The sequence below is a fragment of the Ornithinimicrobium cavernae genome, from assembly GCF_003121625.1.
Taxonomy (GTDB): Bacteria; Actinomycetota; Actinomycetes; order Actinomycetales; family Dermatophilaceae; genus Ornithinicoccus; species Ornithinicoccus cavernae.
Genome location: NZ_QDDJ01000003.1, coordinates 204,882 through 217,974 on the forward strand (window position 1 = coordinate 204,882; position 13,093 = coordinate 217,974).

At 72.1% G+C, this 13,093-nt stretch carries 8 protein-coding genes; 3 read left to right on the plus strand and 5 right to left on the minus strand.

Translation table 11 applies throughout. The features are described from left to right. Positions 1-13: 13 nt before the first annotated feature. Positions 14-766 carry a hypothetical protein gene (locus DA085_RS04325; protein ID WP_109471705.1) on the plus strand — a complete coding sequence of 251 codons (753 nt, stop codon included), beginning with the start codon at positions 14-16 and terminating at the stop codon, positions 764-766. Further along, positions 741-1,466: a J domain-containing protein gene (locus tag DA085_RS04330; protein WP_109471706.1), complete on the plus strand. Its 726-nt coding sequence runs from the start codon at positions 741-743 to the stop codon at positions 1,464-1,466. Before DA085_RS04325 ends, DA085_RS04330 begins: the two co-directional genes overlap by 26 nt. Positions 1,467-1,484: 18 nt before the next feature. Here the strand turns inward: DA085_RS04330 and DA085_RS04335 are convergent, their stop codons facing one another. Then, complete coding sequence (locus tag DA085_RS04335) at positions 1,485-2,978, minus strand: suppressor of fused domain protein (RefSeq protein ID WP_109471707.1); 1,494 nt, start codon at positions 2,976-2,978, stop codon at positions 1,485-1,487. Between the two features lie 177 nt (positions 2,979-3,155). Here DA085_RS04335 and DA085_RS04340 point away from each other — a divergent pair, with 177 nt between their 5' ends. After that, positions 3,156-5,786 carry a DEAD/DEAH box helicase gene (locus DA085_RS04340; protein ID WP_109471826.1) on the plus strand — a complete coding sequence of 877 codons (2,631 nt, stop codon included), beginning with the start codon at positions 3,156-3,158 and terminating at the stop codon, positions 5,784-5,786. Between the two features lie 231 nt (positions 5,787-6,017). Here the strand turns inward: DA085_RS04340 and DA085_RS04345 are convergent, their stop codons facing one another. The 4 genes from DA085_RS04345 to DA085_RS04360 all read right to left on the minus strand — a co-directional run bounded on the left by DA085_RS04345 (position 6,018) and on the right by DA085_RS04360 (position 13,026). Further along, the gene (locus DA085_RS04345) at positions 6,018-10,748 is read right to left on the minus strand and encodes an outer membrane protein assembly factor BamB family protein (protein WP_161958409.1); all 4,731 of its coding nucleotides are present in this window, start codon (positions 10,746-10,748) and stop codon (positions 6,018-6,020) included. A 46-nt stretch (positions 10,749-10,794) separates the two neighbouring features. Beyond that, positions 10,795-11,961 carry a HupE/UreJ family protein gene (locus tag DA085_RS04350; RefSeq protein WP_161958410.1) on the minus strand — a complete coding sequence of 389 codons (1,167 nt, stop codon included), beginning with the start codon at positions 11,959-11,961 and terminating at the stop codon, positions 10,795-10,797. Between the two features lie 298 nt (positions 11,962-12,259). After that, positions 12,260-12,694: an SRPBCC family protein gene (locus tag DA085_RS04355; protein WP_109471710.1), complete on the minus strand. Its 435-nt coding sequence runs from the start codon at positions 12,692-12,694 to the stop codon at positions 12,260-12,262. After that, on the minus strand, positions 12,691-13,026 hold the full coding sequence (locus tag DA085_RS04360) for an ArsR/SmtB family transcription factor (protein ID WP_109471711.1): 336 nt from the start codon (positions 13,024-13,026) through the stop codon (positions 12,691-12,693). Before DA085_RS04360 ends, DA085_RS04355 begins: the two co-directional genes overlap by 4 nt. Positions 13,027-13,093 lie beyond the last annotated feature (67 nt).

The window sequence follows — 13,093 nt, forward strand, 5'->3', positions numbered from 1 at the left end:
TGGGAGGTCGAGGATGGCGGATCTGGCTCGGTATGCCGGTGGGTCCGGTGAGGTCGCACGTGCGCGTCGGGAGGGCGGCGCCCCGGTCGGGCGCTCGGTCGACGAGGGGGACTGGAGCGGCACCGTGCTGGGCCGCGACAGTCTCGGTCTGACTCCCCGGGCCGACGGCGGTGAACCCTTCAGCGAGTCCGTCCGCACGCTGCGTGGAGTGCGCAGACGTGACACCAGCTACTCACGCAGCCGGCTCGGCTGGATCGCCCAGGTGGGAGGCGTCCTGGTCGCGGTCAGCGACCAGCCCCTGGTGCCCAGGTCCGACGGGAGGTTCCAGGCCGCGGACGGTTGGGGTGCGGTCGAGCTCACCTGGCACGCCGTGACCAGGCCGCCGGACCGCCGCACCGGGGACGTCGCCCAGGACACCGTCCTCGCCCACCAGGAGACACCAGCTCCTCGGGACACTGCCCCGGGAGGCCTGGGAGAGCTCAGCGACCTCGCCTACCTGCCCGGGCCGCTGCGGCAGAGTGTCCTGGCCCGCCTGGAGGGCGCGGACCTCGCCGATGTCCACGCCGTGCGCTGGACCAGGCCCGACGGCAGCAGCTACCACACCGTGTCCGGCCTGGTGCTCCGCGGGACGGAAGGCATCGCGCTGCGGGCCACGCGGCAGGCCGGAGCGCCGACCTGGCAGGCGGAACAGCTCTCCTACTCCTTCGTCCAGCAACGGCCGGCCGTGACAGGAGGCGCCGATGGCTCCCGACCCAAACTGGTATGAGGTGCTGCGGGTGCACCCGTCGGCCCTCCCGGAGCAGATCAGGCGCAGCTACACGATCCTCGCCCAGCACGGGCACCCGGACTCCGGTGGCGCCGGGGCCGACATGCAGCAGCTCCGGCAGGCCCGGGACGTCCTGCTCGACCCGGAGCGCCGCCGTGCCTACGACGCCCAGCTGAGAGCACAGACGCAGACCGGTCAGCCCGAGGCGGCCGGCGTGCCGACGCACGCCCAGCGTGATGAGTGGGGGCAGGAGTCCGTGTGGGTGCCGCCCCCGCCGCAGGGGTCCGGGTGGCAGCAGCCGCCACCACACCCGCCCGGGCACGGCCCCGTCGCGCCGGACGGCGTCTCGCGGGCGCCGCGCCTGTCCCGCGCGGACGTCCTGGGGCGCAGCGCGCCGGAGCGGGTCACCGGCCTGGTGTGGCTGCTGGTGTCACTGGTCGCGCCGGTGGCCAGCGCACTGCTGGACCTCTCCCTCGTCGATGCCCTCACGTATGCCGGGCTCGTGCTCCTGTCGGTCCTCGTGGGCGCCCTGCGCCTCACCGGTCGGGCCAGCTGGCCCTACGTGGTGTGGGTCGTGGTCGCGCTGGCCCTCGGTGCCGTGCTGGTCGGGCCGATGGGGCAGTGGGGGACGGGCCTCTACGTCCTGGTGTGGGCCGCGGCCTTCGTCGGTGCCGTGGAGACCCGGCGGCGCGGGCGGTGACGGGTCCGCTGACCCGGCTCAGCCCCGTCCGAAGAGCCCCCGGCCCCTCGACCGGGGCCGGACCATCGCGAGCACCGGCTCCCGGGTGAGCGGGTGGGAGTCCTCGACCAGCTCGTACCGTGAGCTCACGTAGCGCAGGCGCTGACCGGCCCGGGGCACCCGGTCCCCGTCGTCTCCCGTGCTCGCGAGCGCGCCCTGCAGGCGGGTCGTCAGCCGTTCGTGGCTGCGGTCCGGGTCCGAGAACATCACCTCACGGCCGCCGAGGGCCGCGAACCCCCGCGTGATGACAGCCTGCCCCTCCGGGACCTCGGTCGGGTGCACGCGGTAGGTCACGACGGCCGCCCCGTCGAGATCCTCGGCGAACTGCCCGGCCGTGGTCACGTGCCGCTGGTGCGGCAGCCAGACGGCGGCGATGTCGCTGCGCTCGGCGAGCATGGCCACCAGCGCCATGACGGCCATGACAGGGCTGCCGTCACCCTCCTTCTCGGGCGTCAGCGTCACCACGCTGCGATGCGTCTCCACGGCCGGCAGCACGGCCTCGCGCTGCGGGCTGCTGGCGGCGTCATCCGCCAGCTGGGCCGCTCTCAGCTGCCCCCGGAACAACCGCAACCGCACGGCGTCCTCGTCGTCGACCGGGACGACCCCCTCCAGGAGCCGGTCCTCGGCGAAGACGGCGGCCCGGTTCGGCACGGCCTGGTCCAGCACGTCACCCAGGTGACGTGGGGTGCCGGTCATCAGCAGGTGCACCGACCACGGCGGCGGGCCGGGAACGGCGCTGGGCCGGTTGTGCTGGACGACCGCGCGGACACGGGCGTCCATGAGGCGGTCCAGGAGGGCGTCGCCGCCCCCGGGCACGGCGACCTTGTAGGCCATCTCCTCGGGCGTGAGGGGGAACACGGCCAGGACCTCGACCTCGCCCACCGGAGTCTGCGCCCGCATGAGGTCCGCCGGGTAGCCGACCGGCGGACCGACGATGGCGCCGCTGTAGGGGCTGCCGGGCGGGAACAACGCGCTCTCGTCGTCCACGACGGTGTGGCCCCAGGTCAGGAACGAGTCATAGGTGCTCGGGATCCGGGCCAGGTCCTTCAGGAGCCTGATCGGCCAGTAGCTCGTGGGATCGGCCAGGAGGTCGGCGTCGAGCGGGTCGATGCCCGGCCAGGCCGCGGGCACCCCGAGCATCAGCTCCAGCCGGTCGCCACGGAGTCCGGGCGGGGTGTTCATCGGCAGGTCGGACATGCCCGCCGTCACGATGGTGACGTGGGGGACCGCCTCGGTCGGGCGGAACACCAGGAGGTCCAGCTGGATGCCGGTGCTGACACGCTCGGTGAGCACCGTGTAGGCGTCACCGAGGAACTCGGTGAGGTGGGCCACGCAGGCGGCGCGGCGCACCGGGTCGCGCGGGGCCGGCGCATCGGGGGCGACCGCGTCCTGGTCGTGCCGGAACAGCGGGTCACCGCCCCCCGTGGTCTCCTCGGCGGTCGGGCTCGGGCCGGTGCCTGGGCGGTCGGTCATGGTTCCCCCTGCGTGGTGGTCCGGCCAGTGTGTCGTTGTGCACCGGGTGAGGCGAGTTCTGTCACGACGCTGACGTGAGGCCCGCGCCGGTGGTTCCCTCCGTCGCCGAGCCGGCCAGCTCGCCACCGGCGCACACGAGGGGCAGGTGAGCGGACGGCATACGGGATGATGGAGGCGATGGCCACTCCCAGCACGCTCACCGACCTGCTCCCGCCCGAGGGTGTCAACCCCGACCCGGACTCCCTCTACGAGAGCTTTGCGGGGTGGGCGGAGGAGCGTGGCACGGCTCTCTACCCGCACCAGGAGGAGGCGGTGATCGAGCTGCTCAGCGGCTCGAACGTCATCCTCGCGACCCCCACGGGGTCGGGCAAGAGCCTGGTCGCCACCGCGGCGCACTTCCAGGCGCTCGCCGAGGACCGGGTGAGCTTCTACACCGCGCCCATCAAGGCGCTGGTCAGTGAGAAGTTCTTCGCCCTCTGCCAGGTCTTCGGGGCCGACAACGTGGGCATGCTCACCGGTGACGCCGCCGTCAACGCCGACGCCCCGATCATCTGCTGCACCGCCGAGATCCTGGCCAACATCGCCCTGCGCGAGGGCGCCCAGGCCGACGTCGGCCTGGTGATCATGGACGAGTTCCACTTCTACGCCGAGCCCGACCGGGGGTGGGCCTGGCAGGTGCCGCTGCTGGAGCTGCCGGACGCGCAGTTCCTGCTCATGTCGGCCACGCTCGGCGACGTCACGCGGTTCGTGGACGACATCTCCCGCCGCACCGGCAGGGCCACGGCCGTCGTCGCCGGCGCCGAACGACCGGTGCCGCTGAGCTTCAGCTGGGCGGTCACCCCGATCACCGAGACGATCACCGAGCTGCTGGAGACCCACCAGGCGCCGGTCTACATCGTCCACTTCACGCAGAAGGAGGCGCTGGAGCGGGCGCAGTCCCTCCTGTCGCTCAAGATGGCCACCCGGGAGGAGAAGGACGCGATCGCCGAGCGGATCGGCGCCTTCCGGTTCACCGCCGGCTTCGGGCGGACCCTGTCCAAGCTGGTCCGTCACGGCATCGGGGTGCATCACGCGGGGATGTTGCCGCGCTACCGGCGGCTGGTCGAGCAGCTCGCCCAGGACGGGCTGCTCAAGGTCATCTGCGGCACGGACACCCTCGGCGTGGGCATCAACGTGCCGATCCGGACGGTCCTGTTCACCGGCCTGACGAAGTTTGACGGGAGCCGGCAGCGCGTGCTCCGCGCCCGGGAGTTCCACCAGATCGCCGGGCGGGCCGGGCGTGCCGGCTACGACACGAGCGGCTACGTGGTCGTGCAGGCACCAGAGCACCACATCGACAACCTCCGGGCCCTGGCCAAGGCGGGGGACGACCCGAAGAAGCAGCGCAAGGTGCAACGGAAGAAGCCGCCGGAGGGCTTCGTCAGCTGGACCGAGGAGACCTACGAGAAGCTGGTCGGCGGTGAGCCGGAGCCGCTGGTCTCCCGGATGCGCGTCGACCACTCGATCATCCTCAACGTCGTTGCCCGGCAGGGTGACCCGTTCGTGAACCTGCGCAAGCTGCTGCGGGACAACCACGAGGACCCGCGCAACCAGGCCAGACTGTCCCGCAAGGCCATCACGCTGGCCCGCAGCCTGCTCGACAGCGGGGTGCTCGAGCGGCTCCCCGAGCCGCAGGAGTCCGGTCGTCGGGTGATCCTCTCCGCCGGGGTGCAGGAGAACTTCGCCCTCAACCAGCCCCTCGCGCCCTTCGCGGTCGCGGCCCTGGAGGTGCTGGACCGGGAGGACCCGGCCTACGCCCTCGACGTCGTCTCGGTGGTGGAGGCCGTCCTGGAGGACCCACGGCAGGTGCTCTATGCGCAGCAGTCGAGGGCCAAGGGCGAGGCGGTGGCGCAGATGAAGGCCGAGGGGATCGAGTACGACCAGCGGATGGAGCTGCTCGAGGACGTCACCTGGCCCATGCCGCTGGTGGAGCTGCTCGAGGGCACCCTGGAGATCTACCGGCAGTCCCACCCGTGGGTGAGCGAGGACGCGCTCAGCCCCAAGTCCGTCGTCCGCGACATGTACGAGCGGGCGATGAGCTTCACCGAGTTCGTCGGCTTCTACCAGCTCACCCGGTCCGAGGGGATCGTGCTGCGCTATCTCACCGACGCCTACCGCACGCTGCGCAACACCGTGCCCGACAGCGCCAAGACCGAGGAGCTGGACGACCTCATCCACTGGCTCGGTGAGACCATCCGGCAGACCGACTCCAGCCTCCTGGACGAGTGGGAGGCGCTCACGGACCCGGACCTGGTCGCGGCCGCGGCGGCCCGCGCGGCCGAGGGCGTGCCCCTGGCACCGAGCCGCCCGATCACCGGCAACGAGCGGGCCTTCCGGGTGATGGTGCGCAACGCGGTGTTCCGCCGCGTCGAGCTGGCCGCCCGCGACGTCTACAACGACCTCGCGGAGCTGGAGCGGGCGGTGGCCCAGCTGACCGAGCCGCCCAGGGAGCCGTTGATGAGCGCCGACGACTGGGACACCGCGCTGGAGACCTACTGGGACGAGCACGACGAGATCGGCCTCGGGCCGGACGCCCGCGGCCCGGCGATGCTCTCCATCACGGCCCTCGTCGGGCCCCAGCCAGGAGTGCGGGAGGTGCCGGGGGTCGCCTCCAGCGGACCGGAGGACGTCCGGCTCTGGCAGGTGCGGCAGACCCTGGCCGACCCGGCCGGCGACCACGACTGGGTCATCGAGGCCGTGTGCGACCTGGACGCCTCCGACGAGGTGGGCGAGCCGGTCCTGCTCGCCAGCGCGATGCGGCGTCTCTGACCGGTTCCCCCTGGCGACCAGGCGCATGGTGGCGCGTCCTTTCGGGCGACCGGGCGGGTGGTCGCCCGCCGATCTCCTCGACCGAGCGCACCGGCACGGTGACAGGGGTATGCCGAGGCGAGCCTCGGCATACCCCTGCTCCTGCCAGGTGGTCCGGTGGGGCGTCGACCGATGCGCCCGGTGATCAGAAATCTCGCGTGACGACGCGCTCGGTCGGGAGCGGGGGAGGAGCTACCGGCCGGCGATCGCCTCCAGCGTGGCGATGGCGTCGCCGCCCTCCGTGGGGGCCACCACGATCCGCCGGTCCAGCACGTGCTCGACCCCCGGCTCGAGGGTGACCTGGAACCGGCTCATGATCCAGTTGCCGTTGCCGTAGGCGTCGAACGCACCGGCACCGTCGGCATAGACCAGGCCGTAGGACTGCGGGTCGTTGCCGGTGGCACCCACCCAGCGCCCAGCCGGATCGAAGGCGGCTGGCTCGGCATACGGGGTCGTGATCTCGGGGTGACCGGAGACCAGGCTCCGCTGCCCCGAGCCGTCGTGGTCGAGCGCGTCGCCCACCCACACCTGCGTCGCCGCGGCGCCGGTGTTCCGGAAGGTCGTGGTCGCGGAGACCCACGGCTGGTCCGCCTCGAGGACATAGTCGGTGGTGACCTCGATCGCCGTGTCCTCCCGGGAGGCGCCGGTGACCCGCACCACCGCCCGCGTGTCGGTCACCTCGACGATCTCGACGCTGTCGGAGACGACCTGGAGCTGCTGCCACGCCTCGGTGCCCTCCGGCCGGGTGGTCGTGACGTAGGGGCCGTTCAGCCAGTCGATCTGGTCTGCGCCGCCCCGCACCGCGAGGTCGCGGACCTTGCCCACCGTGGAGCCCGAGAGCTGCGGGTCGTTGCCGCCGGTCGCCACCGACAACCACACGTCGTCATTGAGCATCACGACATCCTCCGTCGTGCCCTCGACCAGGCCCGCGGGGAGGCGGTGACCCGTGGTCGCGTCCACGGGGACAGGGGTCAGGGCCAGGTCCACGGTCTCGACGACCGTCTCCTCGAGCGTGACCTCCTGCTCGGCGACGCCGTAGCCCAGGCCCGTGGCGCGGACCCGGTAGGTGCCCGGCTCCAGCGTCAGCCGGTAGGTGCCCTCGGCGTTGGTCCACGCGGTGCGCACCACCTCCCCGCCTGCGTCCAGCGCCTCCACCTTCTGGCCGGTCGCCACCTCGCCGTCGACGGTGACACTGCCCTGCACGCCCGCGCGGTCGGCGACCTCGTCGTCCAGCGCGGGGATCGCCGCGGCCCAGCCGGCGATGTCCGCCGTGGGGTGGCCTGCGCCCGGGTACTCGGTGAGGTGGTACCACGTGATGGTCCGGGACTGGCCCGAGGCCACCGAGGCGTCGAAGCTGGCGCCGAAGATGTAGCCGTCGGCACGCAGGCCCGCCGGCTCGTCCTCCACCCAGGCCACCGCGTGGGCCGGTTGGGTGCTCTGGCCGTCTGCGCCGTCATAGACGAAGTTGCTGGTCCAGCCCTCGGTCACCACCCCGGGGTTCCAGCGGTCGATGCCGGGGACCCAGGCCTTGTCGTTCGAGGAGTCGGGATCGAGGGTGTAGCTGAAGAAGCCCTCGAAGTCCTCGGACCCGGTGTTGTCGACGGTGAGCTCCATCTTGACGACCGGGCTGTCCGGGAGCGCCTCGTAGCGCACCGAGGTCTTGAGGCTGCCGTCGATCTGTGCCTCGCCACTGGCGACGACGCTGTCACCGTCGACCGTGACCTCGGGCAGGTTGAGCCACTCGCCGGAGCGGTTCCACGGCCGGCCGGGGTCGGCCATGACCGGCGACAGGACCATCTCGGACCAGTCCAGCGTCTCCGTGCCGCGCTCGTCCGTCAGGAAGATATCGGCCAGCCAGCCCTCCTGGAACGTCCCGGGCCTGTTGTTCGAGTCCACTCGCTCGACGATGGTGGCCTGGACCCGGTCGTTCATCACGAACGAGTAGGTGTCGCCGGCCTCGACGTCCGTGCGGGTCGATGAGCTGCCGTAGTCGGGGATGACCGCGGACTGGCCGGCAACCGGGCCGCGGACCACCTCCAGGCTCAGGTCCGCCTCGACCTCACCGGTCTCGCCGAGAGTGACCTCTGCGGCGCTGCCCGCACCGGACACGGCGCCGCGCACCGAGGCCTGGACGGTGTAGGTGCCGGGCTCGGCCGCGACGTGGTAGCTGCCGTCGGCCCGGGTCGAGGTCGTGGCCACGACCTCCTCGCCCCGGACCAGCCGGACCGAGGCACCGTCGACCGGCTCGCCGGTGGTGCCGTCCACGACGGTGCCGGTGGCTGCGCCCCAGGGGTCAGCCGCCTCACCGTCGGGAGTCCAGGCATACAGGTTGCCGTCGTAGGCCCCGGCGACCACCGTGTTGCCGCTGACTGCCGGACCAGCGGTGACCCAGGCGCCGATCTCCTGCTCCCACAGCGGCTGGCCGGTGCGCTTGTCGAGGGCGTACATCGAGCCGTTGTTGGAGCCGACGAACAGCGTGTTGCCGCTGACGGCGGGGGAGGAGATGACACCACCCTGGTAGGTGGATCCCGGCAGCAGCCGGTCCCAGAGCACCGCCCCGGTGCGGGCGTCCAGCGCGGTCACCGCGCCGGACGGGAAACCCATGTAGGCGATGTCGTCGTCGACGGCTGCCGCCGACGGGGTGGCGTTGGAGGAGATCTTCGACGGGTGCGGGCTGCGGAACTGCCACAGCTCGGCGCCGGTCGCAGCATCGCGGGCGATGAGACCGTTGCCCGAGCCGATGAAGACCCGCCCGCCGGCCGCCGACGGGACGCCGTCCTGCCAACCGCCCAGCCGTTCCGTGCCCGTCCACAGCCGGGTCCCGGTCTCCAGGTCGAAGGCCAGCACCCGGTCCGCGGTCTGGTTGCCGACGAAGACCCTGCCGTCGGCGACGGCCGGGGTGCCGTCGGACATCGTCGCCCCCGTCATCGGCGACTGCCAGGCCACCTCACCGCTCTCGGTGTCCATCGCGACCAGCAGACCGCGGGACCCAGCGCCGTGACGCGTCTGCAGCGGCCAGAGGACCTTGCCCTCCGCGACCGTGACGCCGTAGTAGCCGTAGGCGCGCTGGTTGAAGGGCTCGGGTGCCTCGTCGGGCGTGTACCGCCACAGCTCCTCACCCGTCCCGGCGTCGAGCGCGTACATCACACCGCGCAGGCTCGGGACGAACACCTTCCCGTCGGCCACGGCCACCGAGCCGTGCACCGAGGACTCGACGGGGTGGGTCCACCGCTCCTCGCCCGTGACCAGGTCGACGGCGTGCACGGCCCAGTTGCCGTCACCGTTCTCGTCCCGGGTGCCGGCGTACACGACACCGTCGTGGATGGCGGGAGCGCCGGTCAGGAAGACCCCCTCGGTGTGGTGCGTCCAGGCCAGCCGCTGCCCCGCCGGGACCTCGTCCGGGCTCACGCCGGCGTGCGCCTGGTCGCCGTGGTGCTGCGACCAGTTGGCACCGGCCACCGGCTGCTCGGGGGCGGCGTCCCTGTCCACGGTGAAGGTGGAGGACTCCGACCAGGAGTCCCCGGAGGCGTCCGTGGCCTCGACGGTCAGCGTGTGCTCACCGGGGGTGAGGACCCGCCCGTTGGCCGGGGGCCGCTGCAGGTCCTGGAACACCACGCGGGCGGTCCAGGTGTAGTCGCCCCCGGTGGAGTTCATCGGTGCCCAGCTGCCGTCGTCGATCCGGTAGCGGACCTTCACCGCCGGGTCGGACGTGTCGTAGGCGTTGACCTGGACGTGGGAGAGTCCCTGCCACGGGACCGAGCTGCCGTCCGCCGGGTTGGTGATCACCATCTCCTGCTCGCGGCCGTAGGACCGCACGGGGTTCTCAAAGGTCTCGCCGTCCATGTGGACATAGCGGAAACCGCGGGGAGCGTTGTCGATCGTGTAGGAGCTCGACACCGTCTGCACGTGCTTGGCCGTGCTCGCGAAGTCGCTGTCCGGGTCCACGTCGTTGCTGTGCTCGTGACCGACCAGGATCAGCTCGGCCTCGTGCTGCTCGAACAGGTCGCCGAAGGCGTCGTACTGGTTCGCCGAGCCGAAGGGCACGTTCATCGGCTGGTGGGTCAGCACGACGACGCGCTTACCGGTCGCGTTCTGTGCGAGGTCCTCCCTGAGCCACGTCAGCTGCTCGTCGAAGGGGGCCTGGCCGTTGTTCTCGACCACCACGAAGTGCCGGTTGCCGTAGTCGAAGGAGTACCACTCCGGGCCGACGTGGCGGCGGTAGTTGTCGATGCGCGAGGCGTAGTCGTTGCCGCCGCCCCCGAAGTACTCGTGGTTGCCCACGGCCGGCCAGACGGGGAGCTCGGAGTGAGAGGTGGCGTTCTTGTAGTAGCCGAACTCGGCGTGGGTGGCGTTGTTGGTCAGGTCACCGCTGACCGCGATGAAGCCGAGGGGCTCGGTCGTGGAGTTGATCTCCTCGATCTGCTGGGCCAGCTGGGCGTTCACGTGCGGGTCGGCGACGTTGGCGAAGGTGAAGGCGGACTCCAGCCCGGGCTCGTGGCGGACCAGCGCGAAGTCCGCGGTCGGCGTGGCTCCGTCCTCGACCTCACCGAGGTTGCGATAGAACCGCGGTGTCATGAACTCGTCCACGCCGACGTCCCAGCCCGCGGGCTGGGTGAGGAACACCGAGTCGGTGGTGCGTCGGGTCGTCGACGTCTCGAGGCTGTAGTCGCCCGCGGCATCGGTGCGCACGATGCGCACGCCGTCCGAGACCGCCACGTCCGGGATGCCGGGCTCATCGGCGTCGTGGGTGTCGTTGCCGTTGAGGTCCTCGAAGACCGTGCCGCTGATCACGGCCGTGGGCGGGTCGAGCGCGTCGGCGATCGTCGTGGTCAGCGGGGCGGCGACGACCGCGAGAGCGGTCGCACCGGTGACGGCGTACAGGCCGCCGCGCAACCGTCGCGGTCGGTGAGATGGTCTGGACACGGCTGATGACCTCCTGAGGTCAGTGGGGGATGGGGCAGGGGGCGGGTCAGTGGGGGTGGATGGGTGCAGGGGGCAGATCTGAGCGGTATGCGGAGGGGTCGGCCCGGTCGGGCGTCCGGGCTGCTCCGGTGGTCCGGGTGGGCGGCAGAGGCAGCACCCGGAGCGTCGCCACCGGGACGACCACGAGGGACAGGCAGGCCACGGTCGCGCCGCCCCAGAACGCCACGAGCGGCCAGGCCCCGGCCACCGGGCCGGTGGCCGCCAGCGAGTCGGTGAGCGCCAGGGCCGCCGCGCCGAGGGCCGCACCGTGGACCAGCCCGGCGGCCCCGGTCGTCAGGGCCCGGACCCCGCCACGACGCTCGGGCCGGCCGGTCAGGGCGAGGACCGCGTCGAGCACGACGAAGCCGACGGTGACCACGAGCAGCGGCGTCACCACGGCTCGGGGCACTGCCGACCAGCCCAGGACCGTCACGGTGTAGGCCACCGTGATGCCCAGCAGGAAACCCCCGGTGGCCGCCCCGGTGCCCCGGACCCACCCGCGGAGGGTCCCCGACCCGCCCCGGTGTGCGGTGACGACGACCAGCAGGGCCAGCCCCACGGCATACAGCAGGTGCGACGGGGTGGTGACCAGGTGGCCGGCTCCCGCGGTGGCCAGCTGCCGACCCACTACCCACGGGTCGGCACCGGCCGTGGAGAAGCTCGGGCGGTCGGCGGTGAGGAGGACCGTGCCCTCGTGCCCGCCGAGCTGGTAGTCCACCGTGTTGTCGTGGGAGTCGACGACGCCGTCCGTGGCCCGGAAGACCTCGTAGTGGAGCGTGTACGAACGCGGGTCGTCGACGGGGCAGTGCAGCCGCAGGCGCAGCTCGGCGAACGGGAGCGTGGTCTCGTCGTAGACGCCTGAGCCGGTCAGGACGGTCGTGCAGGTCACTCCGTCCGCGGAGAGTCTCAGCCGGTCCTCGAGATAGGCGAGCACCTGCGGGTGGTGCTCGGCGAGGCGGTCAGCGCGGGCCTCGTTGTGCGGAGCGGTCAGTGCCTCGGTGCCCAGCGCAGCGGCCCGGACGAGGGCGTCGTAGTCGATCTGGAGGGTGTAGGCGACGTGCCCGTCCTCCTCGAAGAGGTAGCTGAAGCCCGACGTGGCCCGCACGTGGGCGGTGGCCGCCCCCGTGAGGGTCGTCAGCAGGAGGACCAGACCAGCGGTCAGGGCGGCGACCACCCGTGCCCGGCGCGCTGCGGGGGTAGCGTGCTCCGATCTCGGTGTCGCACTGGGGGGTCGCCCGTTCCGGGGCAGGGGAGCGTGGAGCCGCGACATGGGTGCCTTCGGGGACAGGACCTGCTGAGGACGGTGGTGCCGTCGAGAAGGCTAGGGCCGCCGCCGCTGCCTCAGCGGGGACCTGCCACTTCCTGACCGAGGGTTCGGGCAAGGTTCCGGGGCCGTTCACCACCTCGCCCGCGACGGCACCCGCGTGTCGCCCGTGCGACGCCTGCGGTTCAGCGAAGGGACCGCGCGGTGCCTACCCGCCGACGGCCTGCGTGTCGTCGAACCGCCGGGACAGGCTGTCCAGGACGTGCGTCCAGCCCTGGCGGTAGGACTCCACTCCGTCGGGGTCGACGACCTGGTGGGTCACCGTCACCAGGGTGCCGCCGTCCTGCTCGGCCAGGTCGACCCGGACCTGCTCCTCGGGCCCGGCGCTGTCACCGTCCAGCCAGGTCCAGGTCAGCTCGATCAGGTCCGGCTCGCGCAGGGTCCGGAAGGTGCCGCGCACCCCGATCCCGGCCGCGACCGACTGCACCAGGTAGTCCCCGCCGACGCGGCCGTCCACGGTGTAGGTGGTGTCGCCGATGGTGACCCACCACCACCGCGACATCCCCTCGGGACTCAGCCACGCGGCATACACCTGGGGTCGTGGGGCGGGGACGTGCTGGGTGATCACGAGCTCGTGGGTCATGCGTTCTCCTCGGTGGGTGGGGTGAAGGACCGGGCCAGGTTGTCGAGCTGCGCGGCCCAGAAGGTGCGGGTGCGGTGCAGCCACTCCTCGGCCGACCGCAGCTGGTCGCACTCCAGGTGGACCGTCACGGTGCGGCCCGCCTTGGTGCGGCTCACGACGCCCGCCGACTCGAGGACGGCGAGGTGCTTGAGGGTGCCCGGCAGGGAGATGGGCAGGTGGGCGGCCAGCTCCGAGACAGTCTGGTCGCGCTGGGCGAGCAGGTCCACGATGAGCGTGCGCCTCGGGTCACCGAGCGCGGCGAAGACCGGGGCGTGGTCGCGATAGTTAACCATGCGGTTCACTGTATGCCGCGTGGTCGGGTCGCGCAAGGGTGTGCCCCTGGTGGGCGAGTGGCACGCA